The 16,086-nt window shown below is 67.8% G+C and carries 15 protein-coding genes; 11 read left to right on the top strand and 4 right to left on the bottom strand.

What is annotated here, in order from left to right; translation table 11 throughout:
- The first annotated feature begins 23 nt into the window (after nucleotides 1-23).
- The 3 genes from OCGS_RS05930 to OCGS_RS05920 all read left to right on the top strand — a co-directional run bounded on the left by OCGS_RS05930 (nucleotide 24) and on the right by OCGS_RS05920 (nucleotide 3,486).
- Complete coding sequence (locus OCGS_RS05930) at nucleotides 24-953, top strand: ABC transporter permease (protein ID WP_007426322.1); 930 nt, start codon at nucleotides 24-26, stop codon at nucleotides 951-953.
- 23 nt (nucleotides 954-976) lie between these two features.
- Complete coding sequence (locus tag OCGS_RS05925; RefSeq protein WP_007426321.1) at nucleotides 977-2,059, top strand: BMP family ABC transporter substrate-binding protein; 1,083 nt, start codon at nucleotides 977-979, stop codon at nucleotides 2,057-2,059.
- Between the two features lie 101 nt (nucleotides 2,060-2,160).
- Nucleotides 2,161-3,486 (top strand): MFS transporter, encoded by a 1,326-nt coding sequence (locus OCGS_RS05920; protein WP_007426320.1) that lies wholly within the window; start codon nucleotides 2,161-2,163, stop codon nucleotides 3,484-3,486.
- 7 nt (nucleotides 3,487-3,493) lie between these two features.
- On the opposite strand, the gene OCGS_RS05915 is transcribed toward OCGS_RS05920, so the two are convergent.
- Nucleotides 3,494-5,047, bottom strand: a complete 1,554-nt coding sequence (locus OCGS_RS05915; protein ID WP_007426319.1) for a bifunctional metallophosphatase/5'-nucleotidase — start codon at nucleotides 5,045-5,047, stop codon at nucleotides 3,494-3,496.
- A 176-nt stretch (nucleotides 5,048-5,223) separates the two neighbouring features.
- Between OCGS_RS05915 and OCGS_RS05910 the strand changes: the two genes are divergently transcribed.
- Nucleotides 5,224-5,562 (top strand): DUF952 domain-containing protein, encoded by a 339-nt coding sequence (locus OCGS_RS05910; RefSeq protein WP_007426318.1) that lies wholly within the window; start codon nucleotides 5,224-5,226, stop codon nucleotides 5,560-5,562.
- Nucleotides 5,559-6,614, top strand: a complete 1,056-nt coding sequence (locus OCGS_RS05905) for a quinone-dependent dihydroorotate dehydrogenase (RefSeq protein WP_007426317.1) — start codon at nucleotides 5,559-5,561, stop codon at nucleotides 6,612-6,614. Before OCGS_RS05910 ends, OCGS_RS05905 begins: the two co-directional genes overlap by 4 nt.
- Here the strand turns inward: OCGS_RS05905 and OCGS_RS05900 are convergent.
- Genes OCGS_RS05900 through OCGS_RS05890 form a run of 3 tightly spaced genes read right to left on the bottom strand, consistent with a single transcriptional unit; the run spans nucleotide 6,611 to nucleotide 8,854 of the window.
- On the bottom strand, nucleotides 6,611-7,924 hold the full coding sequence (locus OCGS_RS05900; protein WP_007426316.1) for an MATE family efflux transporter: 1,314 nt from the start codon (nucleotides 7,922-7,924) through the stop codon (nucleotides 6,611-6,613). The two genes, OCGS_RS05905 and OCGS_RS05900, sit on opposite strands and share 4 nt — an antisense overlap.
- The gene (locus tag OCGS_RS05895) at nucleotides 7,917-8,423 is read right to left on the bottom strand and encodes a PaaI family thioesterase (RefSeq protein WP_007426315.1); all 507 of its coding nucleotides are present in this window, start codon (nucleotides 8,421-8,423) and stop codon (nucleotides 7,917-7,919) included. Before OCGS_RS05895 ends, OCGS_RS05900 begins: the two co-directional genes overlap by 8 nt.
- Nucleotides 8,420-8,854, bottom strand: a complete 435-nt coding sequence (locus tag OCGS_RS05890; protein WP_007426314.1) for a PaaI family thioesterase — start codon at nucleotides 8,852-8,854, stop codon at nucleotides 8,420-8,422. The genes OCGS_RS05895 and OCGS_RS05890 overlap by 4 nt, the downstream gene beginning before the upstream one ends.
- A gap of 140 nt (nucleotides 8,855-8,994) precedes the next feature.
- On the opposite strand from OCGS_RS05890, the gene OCGS_RS05885 reads away from it, so the two are divergent.
- The 6 genes from OCGS_RS05885 to OCGS_RS05860 all read left to right on the top strand — a co-directional run bounded on the left by OCGS_RS05885 (nucleotide 8,995) and on the right by OCGS_RS05860 (nucleotide 16,081).
- Entirely contained in the window at nucleotides 8,995-9,360 is a 366-nt protein-coding gene (locus tag OCGS_RS05885) for a MerR family transcriptional regulator (RefSeq protein ID WP_007426313.1), read from the top strand.
- 153 nt (nucleotides 9,361-9,513) lie between these two features.
- The gene (locus OCGS_RS05880) at nucleotides 9,514-9,909 is read left to right on the top strand and encodes a MerR family transcriptional regulator (RefSeq protein WP_007426312.1); all 396 of its coding nucleotides are present in this window, start codon (nucleotides 9,514-9,516) and stop codon (nucleotides 9,907-9,909) included.
- A gap of 24 nt (nucleotides 9,910-9,933) precedes the next feature.
- Nucleotides 9,934-11,712 (top strand): acyl-CoA dehydrogenase C-terminal domain-containing protein, encoded by a 1,779-nt coding sequence (locus tag OCGS_RS05875; RefSeq protein WP_007426311.1) that lies wholly within the window; start codon nucleotides 9,934-9,936, stop codon nucleotides 11,710-11,712.
- 309 nt (nucleotides 11,713-12,021) lie between these two features.
- Nucleotides 12,022-12,657: a glutathione S-transferase family protein gene (locus OCGS_RS05870; RefSeq protein ID WP_007426310.1), complete on the top strand. Its 636-nt coding sequence runs from the start codon at nucleotides 12,022-12,024 to the stop codon at nucleotides 12,655-12,657.
- Entirely contained in the window at nucleotides 12,654-13,865 is a 1,212-nt protein-coding gene (locus tag OCGS_RS05865; protein ID WP_007426309.1) for an acetyl-CoA C-acetyltransferase, read from the top strand. Before OCGS_RS05870 ends, OCGS_RS05865 begins: the two co-directional genes overlap by 4 nt.
- 11 nt (nucleotides 13,866-13,876) lie before the next feature.
- Entirely contained in the window at nucleotides 13,877-16,081 is a 2,205-nt protein-coding gene (locus OCGS_RS05860) for a 3-hydroxyacyl-CoA dehydrogenase NAD-binding domain-containing protein (RefSeq protein WP_007426308.1), read from the top strand.
- Nucleotides 16,082-16,086: the final 5 nt, after the last annotated feature.

The following is a 16,086-nucleotide window of genomic DNA, read 5'->3' as shown; positions in this document are numbered from 1 at the left end:
AACGCCGCCATGCGGGGGCCGGCATGGATCTGAGCGTCATCTCGCCCACGCTGCTGGTGGCGTCGCTGATGGTGGCGTCCACCCCGCTGCTGCTGGCCGCCCTGGGCGAGCTGGTGGTCGAGAAGGCGGGCGTGCTGAACCTGGGCGTCGAAGGGATGATGATCGTCGGCGCCATCGGCGGCTTCGCCATCGCGGTCGAGACCGGATCGCCCGTCGCGGGCTTTGTCGCGGCGGCGGTGGCGGGCGCGGCGCTGGCGTCGGTCTTCGGCGTGCTGACGCAGTTCCTGCTGGCAAACCAGGTGGCGACGGGGCTGGCGACGACGCTGTTCGGCCTGGGGATTTCATCGCTGATGGGGCAATCCTACAGCGGCATCCGTCCGCCCGCCACGCCGCGTCTGGATCTCGGGCCGCTGGGCGATCTGCCCTTCGTCGGCCGCGTCGTCTTCGGCCATGACTGGGTGGTCTATTTCTCGCTGCTCCTGACCTTCGCGGTCTGGTGGTTCCTGAACCGCAGCCGGGCGGGGCTGACGCTGCGCGCGGTGGGCGAAAACCACGCGGCGGCGCATGCGCTGGGAATCAAGGTGGTGGCGATCCGCATGGCGGCCATCGCCTTCGGCGGCGCCTGCGCTGGGCTGGGCGGGGCGTATCTTTCGCTGGTGCGGGTGCCGCAATGGACCGAAGGCATGACGTCGGGCGCGGGCTGGATCGCGCTGGCCATCGTCGTCTTCGCGTCGTGGCGCGCGGGCCGGGTGCTGCTGGGCGCGTATCTGTTCGGCGGGGTCACGGTGCTGCAACTGAACCTTCAGGCGGCGGGCGTGGCGTTGCCCGTCGAATACTTGTCGATGTCCCCCTACCTGATAACGATTGCGGTGCTGGTCCTGATGTCGGCGCGCCGCAGGGGGGCCGCGGCCGCGCCCGCATCGCTGGGCCAATCATTCCACGCGTCGCAGTGACGCGATCAACAGGGGAACACGACATGATCCGCAGAACTTTCCTGGGCACCACGCTGCTCGGTGCGGCGGCGCTGGCCTTCATGCAGCCCGCCTTCGCGCAGGACGACAAGGTGAAGGTCGGCTTCGTCTATGTCGGACCGATCGGCGACGGCGGCTATACCTATGAACACGACCAGGCCCGCCTGAAGGTCGAGGAGCATTTCGGCGACAAGGTCGAGACCGTCTATCAGGAAAGCGTTCCCGAAGGCGCCGATGCCGAGCGGGTGATGACGCAGATGGCGCTGTCGGGGGCCGACCTGATCTTCGCCACGTCCTTCGGCTTCATGGATCCGACGATCAACACAGCCAAGAAGTTCCCGGACGTGAAGTTCGAACATGCCACCGGCTACAAGCGGGCAGACAACGTCGGCACCTATTCGGCGCGCTTTTACGAAGGGCGCGCGGTGCTGGGCCATATCGCCGGCAAGATGACCGAGACGAACAAGATCGGCTATATCGCGTCCTATCCCATCCCCGAGGTGATCCGCGGCATCAACGCGTCCTATATCGCCGCCAAGAAGGCCAACCCGGATGTCGAGTTCAACATCGTCTGGGCCTTCACCTGGTTCGACCCCGCCAAGGAGGCCGACGCCGCCAAGGCGCTGATCGAACAGGGCGCCGACGTGATCCTGCAACACACCGATTCGACCGCGCCCCATGCCGCCGCGGCCGAGGCGGGCAATGTCATCGCCTTCGGCCAGGCCAGCGACATGGCCGAATACAAGCCCAGCCCGCGCGTCAGCTCCATCATCGACAACTGGGCGCCCTATTACATCGACCGGGTCCAGGCGGTGATGGACGGCACTTGGGAAAGCGACGACACCTGGGACGGGATCGGCCCCGGCATGGTCGAGATCGGCGAGATCACGGCCGTCCCCGACGACGTGAAGGCCGAGGCGCTGGAGATCCGGGACAGGATCGCGGCGGGCGAATACCATCCCTTCACCGGCCCGCTGAACCGGCAGGACGGCAGCGAATGGCTGAAAGAGGGCGAGACCGCCGACGACGCGACGCTGCTGGGCATGGATTTCTATGTCGAGGGGCTGACCGGCGACATTCCCAACTGATTCCACCCCGACTGACCCTGCGACGCGGGCCGGCAGCGACGCCACAACTGGCCCGGCCCGCGATCCTGACCTAGAAGGCCCCTCAACCGAAGGAGCCTGCCATGGTCCGCCAGATTCTGCCGATCAGCGCCCTGCTGATCGGATCCGCCTTTCTGCTGTTCGCGGGCGGGATCAACGCGCTGCTGCTGCCGGTGCGCGGTTCCATCGAAGGGTTCACCGCCTTTTCGCTGGGCCTGCTGGGGACGGGATGGGCCATCGGCTATGTGTCGGGCTGCGCGCTGACATCGGGGCTGGTGGCGCGGGTCGGGCATGTGCGCGCCTTCAGCGCCATGTCGGCCATTGCGGCGGTGTCGATCCTGGGCTCGGCGCTGCTGCTGACGCCGGTGGCGTGGATCGTGCTGCGCGGCGTCTGCGGCTTCTGCTTCGCGGGCGCCGCGATGATCGTCGAAAGCTGGCTGAGCGAACGCGCCGCGCCCGAAACGCGCGGCCGTATCTTCGGCATCTATACGATGGTCAACCTGGCGGCCAGCACGGCGGGCCAGTTGATGCTGACGCTGGGCGATCCGGCGGGGTTCACCTTCTTCGCGCTTGGGGCGATCTTCTATTGCCTGGCGCTGGTGCCCACGGCGATCAGTTCGACCAGCACGCCGGCGCCGCTGGTATCGGTTCGCCTGGATCTGCGGGGATTATGGCGCAATTCGCCCGTGGCGGTCTTCGCCGTTTTCTGCGTCGGCATCTCGAACGCGGCCTTCGGCGCACTGGCGGCGGTCTATGCCGAACGGGTCGGCCTGATGCTGACCGCGGTGGCCGTCTTCACCTCGGTCCCGATTCTTGCAGGGGCCGTCGCTCAGATCCCGGTGGGGATTCTGTCGGACCGGACGGATCGCCGCAAGGTGCTGGTGGGGGTCGCGGTGCTGGCGCTGATCGCGGATCTGGCGTTCATCTTCTGGGCGCCCACGGGCCGGACCGAGAACCTGTTGCTGGCCGCGCTGCTGGGCGGGTCGATCTTCGCGCTCTATCCGATCATCGTGGCGCACGCGAACGACCACGCGGCCCCCGGCACCGCCATCCAGATTTCGGGCGGCCTGCTGCTGATCTTCGGTCTGGGGTCCGTCGTGGGGCCGCTGGTGGCCGGATGGGGCATGACGAACGTGGGCAATTCGGCGCTTTACTGGGTCACGGCCGGGGCGCACATCCTGATCATCCTCTATACGCTTTACCGCATGTCGCGGCGCGCGCCCGTGGCCGAAGCGGCGAAGGGCAGCTTTCAGCCGGTGCCGGGCGGTCGCATCTCGACCCCGCAGACGGCGCTGCTGGCCGAGACGGACCAAGGCGAGATGGCGGCGGCCCGCGACGATGCCGAGGCCGCCCACGATGCCGCCCGCCAGGACGAGAGCGAGGCGCACCCCCAGAACGCGCCCCGCTGAGGATGCGTCACTTCATGGTGATGCGGCCATCGGTGTAGGGCCGATAGGCGCCGTCCTGCGCGGCCATGTACTCGGCCGTGACATCCGCCAGGTCCGGCCCGAAATCATAGGCGTTCGCGGCATCGACGAACATGGAATACCCGTCGCCGCCGTTGCGGACATAATCGTTGCTGACCACGCCATAGGTCCTGTCCATGTCCAGCGGTTCGCCGCCCACCGTCACGTCGCTGACGCGTTCGCCCACCGGCGCGGACGGATCGACCGCATAGGTCATGCCCGCGACCTGCGCGAAGCGGCCCGCTTCCTCCTCGATCTGGCTCGCGCCGTTCTCCAGCGCCTCTTTCAGCGTGGCACCGTCGACCTGGAAGGTGGACAGCGTGTTCTGGAACGGCAGCACCGTCAGAACGTCGCCCATCGTCACCTCGCCCGCCTCGATGCTGGCGCGCAGGCCGCCCGAATTGGCGATGGCCACGTCGATGCCCTGATCGGCGACGCGGGCCAGCATCGCATCGGCCACGAGGTTGCCCATCGAACATTCCTGCACGCGGCAGATCGTGCGATCGCCCTCGATCGGCTCGGCGGCTTCGGCGACCACCTTGTTACGGATCTCGTCCAGCGGGATCGCCGCCTCGCGGATCCGCTCGACCACGGCCGGATCCTCGGCCATGGACCTGTCGATGAGGATGGGCGCGCCGCTGGCGCTGACGATCTTGCCCTCGTCGTCGAAGGTCACGTTCAGTTCGCCCAGATACTTTCCATACGCATAGGCCTGAACGATGGCGGTGTCGCCCACCATCGTCGGATAGGGCCCTTCCGCCCCCTCCATGTCGCCCAGCAGCGTGTTGGAATGACCGCCCACGATGACATCGACGCCGGTGGTGTTCTTGGCGACATCGAGGTCGGTCTTGTAGGACGAATGCGACAGCACGACGATCTTGTTGACCCCCTGCTCGGTCAGCTTGTCCACCTCGGCCTGCACCGCCTCGGCGGGGTCGGTGAACACTACGTTGGGGCCTGGGCTGGCCAGCTCGTCCGTATCCAGCGGCGTCAGGCCGATCAGGCCGATCTTCTCGCCGTTGCGCTCGATCACGGTGGATTTCTGGATGGTGTCCTTCAATAGCGGTTCGGACGTGAGATCCGCGTTCGACATCAGGATCGGGAATTCGATCGTCTCGGCGAAGGTCTTGAGCACTTCGGGTCCGTCGTCGAATTCGTGGTTGCCCACGGTCATCGCGTCATAGCCCAGCGCGTTCATCATCTCGGCCGACAGGGCGCCCTTGTAATAGGTGTAGAACAGCGTGCCCTGAAACTGGTCGCCGCCATCGACCAGCAGCGGGTTGTCCGCGCGTTCTTTGGCGTCCTGGATCGCCGTCACCAGCCGCGCCCATCCGCCGAAGCATTCGCCGGCCTCGTTATCCTCGGGCGAACAGGTGTTGTCGCGCGAGGTGATCGGCTCGAACCGGGAATGGAAGTCGTTGGTGTGCAGAATCGTCAGGTCATAGGCCGAAGCGGCGCCGGTCATCAGCGCCAGCGTCGCGGTGGTCGTCGCTAGTCGGATCATGTCTTTCCCCCCGTGTTGGAACATGCGCGCAGCGTGGCGCGCGCGACCGCCGCTGTCAAAAGGTTCGCGCCTGCCCGGCGCCCTTGTGACCCTACGGCACCCCTTCATCTTTCCCGAAATACCCCGGGGAGCGCGAGGGGCTGGCCCCTCGCCCCGCCAGATGTCAAAAGGACGCCATGCTGATCTACAAGATCCTTCGCGCCGACGAATGGGCGCAGCTTGCCGCCGATGGCCGCACGGACGGCGCGCCGGTCGATCTGGCCGACGGCTTCATCCATTTCTCGACCGCCGATCAGGTGGCCGAGACGCTGGCGCGGTATTTCGCGGGGGCGGCCGGCCTGACGATCTGCGCCTGCGACACCGACGATCTGGGCGATGCCCTGAAATGGGAGCGGTCGAGGGGCGGCGACCTCTTTCCGCATCTCTATCGCCCGCTGGGGCTGGACGAGGTGCGCTGGCATGCGCCGCTGGCTTTGTCGGGCGGCATCCACGTCCTGCCCGACGCCGTGCGATGAGCTTGCCCGAACGTCTGGCCGAACGTCTGGCGCTGCCCGCCCTGCGGCGGCTCGACCCCGAACGCGCGCATGGGCTGGCGCTGCGGGCGATCCGCGCCGGACTGGCCCCGCGCCCCGGCCCCGTCGCGTCCGACCGTCTGCGTACCCGCATCGCCGGGCTGGACCTGCCGAACCCTGTCGGGCTGGCGGCGGGGTTCGACAAGAACGCGGTCGCGGTGGCGCCGCTGTCGCAGGCGGGCTTCGGCTGGATCGAGGTCGGCGCCGCCACGCCCCGCCCCCAGCCCGGCAATCCCCGCCCGCGGCTGTTCCGCCTGCCCGAGGACGGCGCGGTCATCAACCGCTTCGGCTTCAACAACGATGGCGCCGACGCCATCGCCGCGCGGCTGGCCCGGCGGGCGCGCGGCATCCCCGTGGGCCTCAACCTCGGGGCCAACAAGGACAGCGCCGACCGGGCGGCGGATTTCGGACAGGTTTTGCGGATCGTCGGGCCGCATGTCGATTTCGCCACGATCAACGTCAGTTCGCCCAACACGGAACGGCTGCGCGACCTTCAGGGGCGCGACGCGCTGGCGGCCTTGCTGGACGGCGCGCGGGCCGCGAACGGGACGGGCATTCCGCTGATGCTGAAGATCGCCCCCGACCTCGACGAGGCGGCATTGGCCGACATTGCGGCAGTGGCCGAGGATGCCGGGCTGGCCGCCATCGTCGCCACCAACACCACACTTGCGCGCGACGGGCTGCGCAGGACGCACCGCGATCAGGCGGGCGGCCTGTCGGGACGGCCGCTTTTCGACCGGTCCACCCGCGTGCTGGCGCGGCTGTCGACGCTGACCGCGCTGCCGCTGATCGGGGTGGGCGGCATCGCCAGCGGCGCGGATGCCTATGCCAAAATTCGCGCGGGGGCGTCCGCGGTGCAACTCTATACCGCGCTGTCCTATCGTGGCCTGTCGCTTGCCGCCCGCATCGCCCGCGACCTCGACGCCGCTTTGGCGCGCGACGGGTTCGCCAATGTCGCCGATGCGGTCGGCAGCGGACGGGACGCCTGGCTTTAGCCGATGGACCGTTCCAACGCGGGGTACTTCCAGCCCAGCGTCGCGGCCCGCGCGACATAGCTGACCGACAGCGCCATCCACAGGCCGTGATTGCCGAAGACCGGCAGCAGCGCGACCAGCGCCAGCGCATAGATCGCCACCGACAGCGCCATCATGTTGCGCATGTCCTTCGTCCGCGTGGCGCCGATGAAGATGCCGTCCAGCATGAATGCCGCGACCGCCAGCACCGGGGCGGCCACCATCCACGGCAGATAGGCGCGCGCGGCCTCGCGCACCTCGGGCGATGTCGTCATCGTGTCGATCACCGCACCGCCGCCCAGCGCGAAGGCCGCGGCCAGCAGCAGGCCGCCGATGCCGCCCCAAAAGCCGGTCACGACCGCCCCGCGCCGGAACAGGTCGCGCCGCCCCGACCCGACGGCGGCGCCGACGATCGCCTCGGCGGCGAAGGCGAAACCGTCCAGCGCATAGGCGGTGATGTTCAGGAACTGGATCAGGATCTGGTTGCCCGCCAGCCGCACGTCGCCGAACCGCGCCGACAGGAACAGGAACGACACCAGCACCGATTGCAGCAGCAGCGACCGCACCAGGATGTCGCCGTTCACCTGCGCGAAACGCCGCAGGCGTGCGGGGTCCAGCACACGCGCCCGGTCGCGCCATGCGGGCGTGGCGAACGCGTCGCGGCACAGCCACAGCCCCAGCGCCAGACCCGACCATTCGGCGATGACCGTGGCGGCGGCGACGCCCCGCACGCCCCAGCCCAGACCCAGCACGAACCACAGGTCGAGCGCGATATTCGCGCCGTTCATCGCCAGCTGGATGCCCAGCACCCCGCGCGTGCGTTCCGCCGCGATCAGCCAGCCGGTGATCGCATAGATCGCGATCAGCGCGGGCGCCGACCAGACGCGGATGCCCATATAGGCGCGCGCCAGCGTCTCGACCTCGGCGCTGGCGGGGGCCACCGCGAAGGCCGCGGCGAAAAGCGGCCATTGCAGCGCGACGATGGCGCCCCCGCCCAGCGCCGCGATGGCCAGCGCGCGCGACAGGATCGCAGCGCCCTCGTCCTTATCGCCCCGTCCCAGCGCCTGCGCCGCGAATCCGGTCGTGCCCATGCGCAGGAACCCGAAGATCCAGTAGAAGGCCGTCAGGATGACCGCGCCGATCCCCACCGCGCCGATGGGGGCGGCCTGGCCCAGCTGCCCCACGACGCCGGTATCGACCGCGCCCAGGATCGGCACGGTGGCGTTCGACAGCACGATGGGCAGGGCGACGGCCAGAACCCGGCGATGCGTGACCGGACGCGGTTCAGCCATCGTCCCGCGGCGGCATCAGGAAATGCCCCGTCGCCTGCGCGAAAAGCCGGGCGCGGTTATCCTGCCACGCCTCGACATTCACGCTGGCATAGCGGCGTCCCGACCGGTTGACCGTCGCCCGCGCATAGGCGTCGCGCGGCAGGCCCGACCGCAGGTAATCCACGGTGAAGTCGATGGTCTTGGGCAGTCGCGGCATGGCTTCGGGCGCGCCGTGCTCGGGGGCGCCGGCCTCCATCCCCGACCAGACCTGCTGCCAGCCCAGCTCGATGATGGCCGTCACCTCCATGAAGGCGGCCGTCACGCCGCCGTGGATCGCCGGCAGGCGGGGGTTGCCGATCAGCTTGTCGTCATAGCGCAGCAGCGCCGTCAGCTCGTCGCCGCGCCGGTCGAAGGTGATGCCCAGATAGCGGATATAGGGCACGCCGCCGACCAGGGCGGCCAGGGCCGCGTCGCGCCGCTGCTTGACGACCTGCACGGGTTCGGGAATGGCGCGGCTCATGCGGCACCGGCCGGACGTTCGACCGTGAAGGCGCCCGATGCGGTGGCGACCGGCCGGTCCTCGTCGTCATCGGTCGCCACGGCGCGCACAAACGCGACCGAACGCGTCACATGATAGCAGTCGGCGCGCGCCCGCACGGTCTGGCCGGGCGTCGCGCTGCGCATGTAGTCGATGCGCAGATCCAGTGTCGCGGTGCTGGTGGCGCCGGTCGGATGCGCCATCACCGCCGCCCCGCCGCAGGTATCCATCAGCGCCGACACCGCCCCGCCGTGGATCACCCCCGTCGCCGGATCGCCGACGAACCGCGCGTCATAGGGCATCTCGATCGTGGCCGTACCCTCGCCGATGGCGGTCAGGCGCATTCCCAGCGATCGGGCATGGGGGATCGCCTCGATGAATTGCGCGGCGATACGGGTCAGCTTGTCGGTCATGCGGTCCTCGGGACAGGGTGCCGGTCCCTCTTGCCGTGCCGAAGGGCGCGCGGACAAGCGCAAACTGACCGGCGCACCCGCCCCGCGCGATTGAACGCAGGCCCCAACCCGGCTAGCGTTGCGTAAAGAGGCCGGAGGCGATGGACGAGACCGCACTGACATTCAAGCAGATGTGCGCGCGCTTCGACGTGACCCCGCGCACGCTGCGCTATTACGAATACATCGAACTTCTCAAGCCCCAGCGCGAGGGGCGCGCGCGCTTTTACGGCCCGCGCGAGGTGGCGCGCATGAAGCTGATCCTGCGCGGCCGGCGCTGGGGATTCAGCCTGGAAGAAATCCGCCAGTGGCTGGAAATCTACGACAGCCAGGGCACCGAGGCGCAGATGCGCGAATGGGTGCGCCTGGCCGACCGGCAGCTTGCCGACCTGCGCGCCCAGCGCGACCGGCTCGGCCGGACCATCGACGAATTGCAGGCCACCCGCGACGAGGTCGCGCGCACGCTCTGACGCGCCCTCGGGGCTTGCATCGGGCGTCGGTTCGGGCTTCAGCGCGGTTGTCGGTGGGATGACGCGACGTCCCGCTTACGTGAACGTAAGGCACGGTTGTATCAGATGATTCGGAACACATCTGAGGCCCATGCCGCCTTGGAAGGACACAAGATGAACGACCCGGTGATGACGATCAGGCAGATGTGCGAAACCTATCAGGTGACGCCCCGGACCTTGCGCTTTTACGAGGCCAAGGAATTGCTGTCGCCGATCCGCGAAGGCCAGAAGCGCCTTTTCACCCGCCGCGACCGCGCGCGTCTGACGCTGATCCTTCGCGGCAAGCGCTTCGGCTTCAGTCTGGAAGAAATCCGCCAGCTGCTCGACCTCTACGATGCCGACGACAAGCAGGAACTGCAATTGTCGCGCGCCTGCGAGATCGCGAAGGTCCATCTGGCGGACATGGAACGCCGCCAGGAAGAACTGGACGCGGCCATCACCGACCTTCGCGCCCAGCTCGACTGGGGAGCGCGCAAGCTCGAAGAGCTGCGCCGCACCGACGCCGCCTGAACCCAACCCCGCAAGGAGCCGCCGATGCCCGTCTACAACGCCCCCGTGAAGGACATGCAGTTTCTTCTGCACGAGGTTCTCGATATCGGGTCCAGCGCCATTCCGGGCTATGCGGATCTGGATCGCGACTTCACCGCCGCGATCCTGGGCGAGGCGGGCAAGCTGGCCGAGAACGTGCTGGCGCCGCTGAACGCGGTGGGCGACGAACAGGGCTGCACGCTGGAAAACGGCGTCGTGCGCACGCCCGAGGGATTCCGCGCCGCCTATGACCAGATGCGCGACGGCGGCTGGATCGGGCTGGATTGCGACCCGGATTATGGCGGCCAGGGAATGCCCTATCTGCTGAACTCGGCCGTGGGCGAGATGTTCGTCAGCGCCAACATGGCGTTCAACATGTATCAGGGCCTCAGCCACGGGGCCTATAACGCCATCCACACCCACGGGACCGACGCGCAGAAGGCGATGTATCTGCCGAACATGGTCGAGGGATCGTGGTCGGGCACGATGAACCTGACCGAACCCCAATGCGGCACCGATCTGGGGCTGATCCGCACCCGCGCCGAACCGCAGGACGACGGCACCTATCGCATCACCGGCCAGAAGATCTGGATCTCGGCCGGCGAACACGACCTGACCGACAACATCGTGCATCTGGTTCTGGCGCGCATTCCGGGCGGCCCCGAGGGCGTGAAGGGCATCAGCCTGTTCATCGTTCCGAAGTTCCTTGTGAACGACGACGGCAGCCTGGGGGATCGCAACGCGCTGTCCTGCGGCGGGCTGGAGCGCAAGATGGGCATTCACGGCAACGCCACCTGCGTGATGAACTACGACGGCGCGACCGGCTGGCTGCTGGGCGAGAAGCACAAGGGCATGCGCGCCATGTTCACCATGATGAACGAGGCGCGGATCGGCGTCGGGCTGCAAGGCTATGCGCAGGGCGTCGTCGCCTACCAGAACGCCGCCGCCTTCGCGCATGACCGGCTTCAGGGGCGCGACGTGACCGGCGCGCAGAATCCCGACGGCCCTGCCGATCCGATCATCGTTCACCCCGACGTGCGCCGGAACCTGCTGCACCAGAAAAGCTTCGTCGAGGCCGCGCGCGCCTTCGTCCTCTGGGCCGCGTCGCTGATCGACGCCGCGCGCCGCCGCGACGATGCCGAAGCCGAGGCGATGGTGTCGCTGCTGACCCCGGTGCTGAAGGGCTTCCTGACCGACAAGGGGTTCGAGACGACGGTGCTGGCGCAGCAGACGCTGGGCGGCAGCGGTTTCGTGCGCGAATGGGGGCTGGAACAATTTGTCCGCGATGCCCGTATCACGATGATCTACGAAGGCACCAACGGCATCCAGTCGCTCGATCTGGTCGGGCGCAAGCTGGGGCTGAACGGCGGCAAGACGGTGATGGCGTTCTTCCAGATGGTGAAGGATTTCTTGAAGGAGAACGAGGGCAACGCCGCTATCAAGGCCGATTTCTTCGACCCGCTGAAGGCATCGAGCAAGGATTTGCAGGCCGCCGCGACGTGGTTCATGCAAAACGGCATGAAGGATCCCGAAAACGCGCTGGCGGGCAGCTATGACTTCATGCACCTTTTCGGCCATGTCTGCCTGGGGCTGATGTGGGCGCGCATGGCCCGCGCGGCGCAGGCGGCACTGGACGGCGGCGCGTCCGATGCGGACTTCCATCGCGCCAAGCTGGCGACGGGACGCTACTACATGGCCCGCCAGCTTCCCGCGACGGCACTGCACCTGGCCCGCATCCAAAGCGGCGCGGCCCCGGTGATGGACCTGGACGCGGCCGGTTTCTGATGGAAACCCCGGCGCATCGGCGGCCCGGTCCACGCGCGCGGCACCGGCGGACGCCTTCGGCGCGAGGGTATTTGAAGAAAGATGAAACCGCCCCGCCCCCCGCGACCGACCTGCCCTTCGGCATCGGAAAGCGCGGGCCGGGGCGGCGTCTTCACCTTTCGCGGTCATCGGCTCCCCAGCCTGTACCGCAGCGCCATGCTGGACCGGTCGCCCTTAACATCGCGTTACCGTTCTTCATCTTTCCGAAAATACCCCACGGGGGTCCTGGGGTGTGAAACCCCCGGTCCGCTTCATGCAAAGGGCGCCACGATGAGTATCGACCTCTATTGCTTCGGCGAAAGCGGCAACGCCTACAAGGCCGCGCTCAGCCTCGAGCTGGCCGGGATGAACTGGCGGCCGCGTTTCGTCGATTTCTTCAACGGCGAAACGCGCGGCGACGATTACCGCAGCCGCCTCAACCCGATGGGCGAGGTGCCGGTCATGGTGGACGGCGACCTGACGCTGACCCAGTCGGGCGCCATTCAGCAATACGTCGTGGACCGCAGTGGCAGGCTGGGCCATCCCGACCGTCTGGAACTGCTGCGCTGGATCCTGTGGGACAATCACAAGCTGTCGGGCCAGGCGGGCATGACGCGGTTCCTGATGAACTTCGTGCCGCCCGAAAAGCGCCCCCAGCCGGTCATCGACTTCATGCAGGCCCGCCTGCGCGCGGCCTATGCCGTCCTCGACGCGCATCTCAAGGACCGCGACTGGATCGTGGGCGATGCCGTCACCATCGCCGACACCGCCTGTTGCGGCTATCTGTTCTACGAAGAACCGTTCGGCTTTGCGCGCGCCGACTGGCCGGCGATCGACCGCTGGCTGACCTGCATCGCCGCCCTGCCCGGCTGGAAGCACCCCTACGACTTGATGCCGCGTTCCGCGGACGAAGGAGGATCGACATGACCGACGCCTATATCTACGACGCAATCCGCACCCCGCGCGGCAAGGGCCGCAAGGACGGCGCCCTGCACGAGGTGACGTCGGCACGCCTGTCGGCCGTGGTGCTGAACGCGCTCAAGGACCGCAATGGCCTGGACGGGCATGCGGTCGAGGACGTGATCTGGGGCAACGTCACGCAGATCGGCGAACAGGGCGGCTGCCTTGCGCGGACGGCGGTTCTGGCGTCGGATCTGGACGAAAGCATCCCCGGCGTCAGCATCAACCGCTTCTGCGCCAGCGGGATGGAGGCGGTGAACATGGCCGCGGCCCAGGTGCGCGGCGGCAGCGGCCAGGCCTATATCGCCGGCGGGGTCGAGATGATGGGCCGCGTGCCGATGGGCAGCGACGGCGCCGCCATCGCTGTCGATCCGTCCATCGCGATGAAGACCTATTTCGTCCCGCAGGGGATCAGCGCCGACCTCATCGCCACCGAATACGGGTTCAGCCGCGACGATGCCGACGCCTTCGCCGTCGAAAGCCAGAAGCGCGCGGCACAAGCCTGGGAGGAAGGCCGCTTCGACGGATCGGTGATCCCGGTGCGCGACATCAACGGGCTGACCATCCTCGCGCATGACGAATACATGCGCCCCGGCACCGACATGCAGAGCCTGGGCGCGCTGAACCCGTCCTTCAAGGATATGGGCGAGACGATGCCCGGCTTCGACCGCATCGCGATGATGAAATACCCGCATCTGGAACGCATCCGGCATATCCATCATGCCGGCAATTCGTCGGGCATCGTGGACGGCGCGGCGGGCATTCTGGTCGCCAGCCGCGAATGGGGCGAAGCGCGCGGGCTGAAACCGCGCGCCCGCATCCGCGCCACCGCCAAGATCGGCACCGATCCCACGATCATGCTGACCGGCCCCGTCCCCGTGACCGAGAAGATCCTGCGCGAATCGGGCATGGAGATAAACGACATCGACCTGTTCGAGGTAAACGAGGCCTTCGCATCGGTCGTGCTGCGCTTCATGCAGGCGTTCGACATCGACCCGGCGCGGCTGAACCCCAATGGCGGGGCCATCGCGATGGGCCATCCGCTGGGCGCCACCGGCGCGATGATCCTCGGGATCCTGCTGGACGAAATGGAACGGACCGACCGCGAGACGGGCCTTGCCACGCTTTGCATCGCCAGCGGCATGGGCGCCGCGACCATCCTGGAACGTGTGTGAGGAGACCGGACATGACCGATTTCACGATGCAGAAGGACGCCGACGGCGTCGCGATCATCACCTGGGACGTTCCGGGCAAGTCGATGAACGTCCTGTCGCGCGATGCCTTCGCCACGGTCGAGGCGCTGCTCGACGACGCGCTGTCGGACGATGCCGTCAAGGGCATCGTCATCACCAGCGGCAAGAAGGATTTCGCCGGCGGCATGGATCTGAACGTGCTGGCGACGATCCGCGACCAGGCGGGCGACGATCCCGCGCGGGCGCTTTTCGACTTCACGATGGAAGGCCACCGCATCCTGCGCAAGCTGGAACGCGCGGGTGCCGACCCCAAGACCAACAAGGGCGGCAAACCCGTGGCCTGCGCCATTCCGGGCCTCGCCGCCGGGATCGGAACGGAAATCGCGCTGGCCTGCCATCACCGCGTCATGGCCGAGGGCAAGGGCCGCATCGGTCTGCCCGAGATCATGGTGGGCCTTTTCCCCGGCGGCGGCGGCACGACGCGCTATTCGCGCATGGTGGGCGCGATGGCCGCGGCCCCCGTCCTGCTGGAAGGCAAGATGCTGGATCCCGCCCGCGCCAAATCCGCCGGGCTGATCGACGCCGTGGTTCCCGCGAACGATCTGATGCAGGCGGCGAAGGACTGGGTGCTGAATGCCGGCCCCGCCGACATCGTCAAGCCCTGGGATCAGAAGGGCTGGAAAATGCCGGGCGGCGCGCCCTATCATCCGGCGGGCTTCATGACCTTCGTGGGCGCCTCGGCGATGGTCAACGGCCAGACCCAGGGCGTCTTTCCGGCCGCCAGGGCGCTGCTGTCGGCGATCTACGAAGGCGCGCTCGTGCCGTTCGACACGGCGCTGAAGATCGAGGCGCGCTGGTTCACGTCGGTCCTGATGGATCCGACCAGCACCGCGATGATCCGCAGCCTGTTCATCAACAAGCAGGCGCTTGAAAAGGGCGCCAACCGCCCCGACGCGCCCGACCAGTCGGTGCGCCGGCTGGGCGTGCTGGGCGCGGGCATGATGGGCGCGGGCATCGCCTATGTCGCCGCCAATGCCGGGATCGACGTGGTGCTGCTGGACCAGGACCAGGACGCCGCCGACCGGGGCCGCGCCCATTCCGAATCGCTGCTAGACAAGGGGATCCAGCGCAAGAAGGTGACGCCCGAAAAGAAGGCGCAGGTCATGGGGCGCATCACCGCCACCACCGATTACGAGGCGCTGAAAGGGTGCGACCTGATCGTCGAGGCGGTGTTCGAGGATATCGGCGTCAAGGCTCAGGTAACGAAAGCCGTCGATGCGGTGACGGATGCGGATTGCATCTTCGCCACCAACACCTCGACCCTGCCGATCGGCGAACTCGCCAAGGCCAGCAAGGATGCCGGAAACTTCATCGGCATCCACTTCTTCAGCCCCGTGGACAAGATGCTGCTGGTGGAGATCATCAAGGGCGAGGCGACGGGCGACCGGGCCGTCGCCAAGGCGCTGGATTTCGTGCGCCAGATCCGCAAGACGCCCATCGTCGTCAACGATGCGCGCTTCTTCTACGCCAACCGCTGCATCATCCCCTACATCAACGAAGGCGTGCGGATGGTGAAGGAAGGGGTCGAGCCTGCCCTGATCGAGAACGCGGCCAAGCTGCTAGGCTTTCCGCTGGGGCCGCTGCAACTGGTGGACGAGACCAGTATCGACCTGGGCGTCAAGATCGCCAAGGCCACGCGCGCCGGGATGGGCGACGCCTATCCCGACGCCGAGGTGGACGAGGTTCTGTTCTGGCTGGCCGATCAGGGCCGTCTGGGCCGCAAGGCCGGCGCGGGCTTCTACACCTATGACGACAAGGGCAAGCGCGGTCTGCTGTGGGACGGCCTAGAAGGGCAGTATCCCGTTGCCGGCGACCAGCCGGACCTAACCCGCGTGCAGCACCGCCTGATGATGGCGCAGGTGCTCGAAGCCGTCCGCGCGTTCGAACAGGGCGTGCTGGAGGATATCCGCGAAGGCGATGTCGGCGCGGTGCTGGGATGGGGCTTCGCGCCCTGGTCGGGCGGCCCCTTCGGCTGGCTCGACATGATTGGACCCGCCCGCGCGGTGGCCATCTGCGAGACGCTGGAACGGGAGTACGGCGCGCGCTTCGCCGCCCCCGACCTGCTGCGCCGGATCGCGGATGACGGGACGATCTTCTATGGCCGCTTCGGCGGCGGCGCGGCTGCACGGGCGGCCTGACGCGG

This window comes from Oceaniovalibus guishaninsula JLT2003 (assembly GCF_000299575.1).
GTDB classification, from domain to species: domain Bacteria; phylum Pseudomonadota; class Alphaproteobacteria; order Rhodobacterales; family Rhodobacteraceae; genus Palleronia; species Palleronia guishaninsula.
The sequence above is the reverse complement of the archived record's forward strand: the minus strand, read 5'-3'. Positions and strand labels throughout refer to the sequence as shown.

Coding starts and splice junctions, on each gene's coding strand:
- OCGS_RS05930 (WP_007426322.1), top strand. CDS start 24: ATGGATCTGAGCGTCATCTCGCCCACGCTGCTGGTGGCGTCGCTGATG.
- OCGS_RS05925 (WP_007426321.1), top strand. CDS start 977: ATGATCCGCAGAACTTTCCTGGGCACCACGCTGCTCGGTGCGGCGGCG.
- OCGS_RS05920 (WP_007426320.1), top strand. CDS start 2,161: ATGGTCCGCCAGATTCTGCCGATCAGCGCCCTGCTGATCGGATCCGCC.
- OCGS_RS05915 (WP_007426319.1), bottom strand. CDS start 5,047: ATGATCCGACTAGCGACGACCACCGCGACGCTGGCGCTGATGACCGGC.
- OCGS_RS05910 (WP_007426318.1), top strand. CDS start 5,224: ATGCTGATCTACAAGATCCTTCGCGCCGACGAATGGGCGCAGCTTGCC.
- OCGS_RS05905 (WP_007426317.1), top strand. CDS start 5,559: ATGAGCTTGCCCGAACGTCTGGCCGAACGTCTGGCGCTGCCCGCCCTG.
- OCGS_RS05900 (WP_007426316.1), bottom strand. CDS start 7,924: ATGGCTGAACCGCGTCCGGTCACGCATCGCCGGGTTCTGGCCGTCGCC.
- OCGS_RS05895 (WP_007426315.1), bottom strand. CDS start 8,423: ATGAGCCGCGCCATTCCCGAACCCGTGCAGGTCGTCAAGCAGCGGCGC.
- OCGS_RS05890 (WP_007426314.1), bottom strand. CDS start 8,854: ATGACCGACAAGCTGACCCGTATCGCCGCGCAATTCATCGAGGCGATC.
- OCGS_RS05885 (WP_007426313.1), top strand. CDS start 8,995: ATGGACGAGACCGCACTGACATTCAAGCAGATGTGCGCGCGCTTCGAC.
- OCGS_RS05880 (WP_007426312.1), top strand. CDS start 9,514: ATGAACGACCCGGTGATGACGATCAGGCAGATGTGCGAAACCTATCAG.
- OCGS_RS05875 (WP_007426311.1), top strand. CDS start 9,934: ATGCCCGTCTACAACGCCCCCGTGAAGGACATGCAGTTTCTTCTGCAC.
- OCGS_RS05870 (WP_007426310.1), top strand. CDS start 12,022: ATGAGTATCGACCTCTATTGCTTCGGCGAAAGCGGCAACGCCTACAAG.
- OCGS_RS05865 (WP_007426309.1), top strand. CDS start 12,654: ATGACCGACGCCTATATCTACGACGCAATCCGCACCCCGCGCGGCAAG.
- OCGS_RS05860 (WP_007426308.1), top strand. CDS start 13,877: ATGACCGATTTCACGATGCAGAAGGACGCCGACGGCGTCGCGATCATC.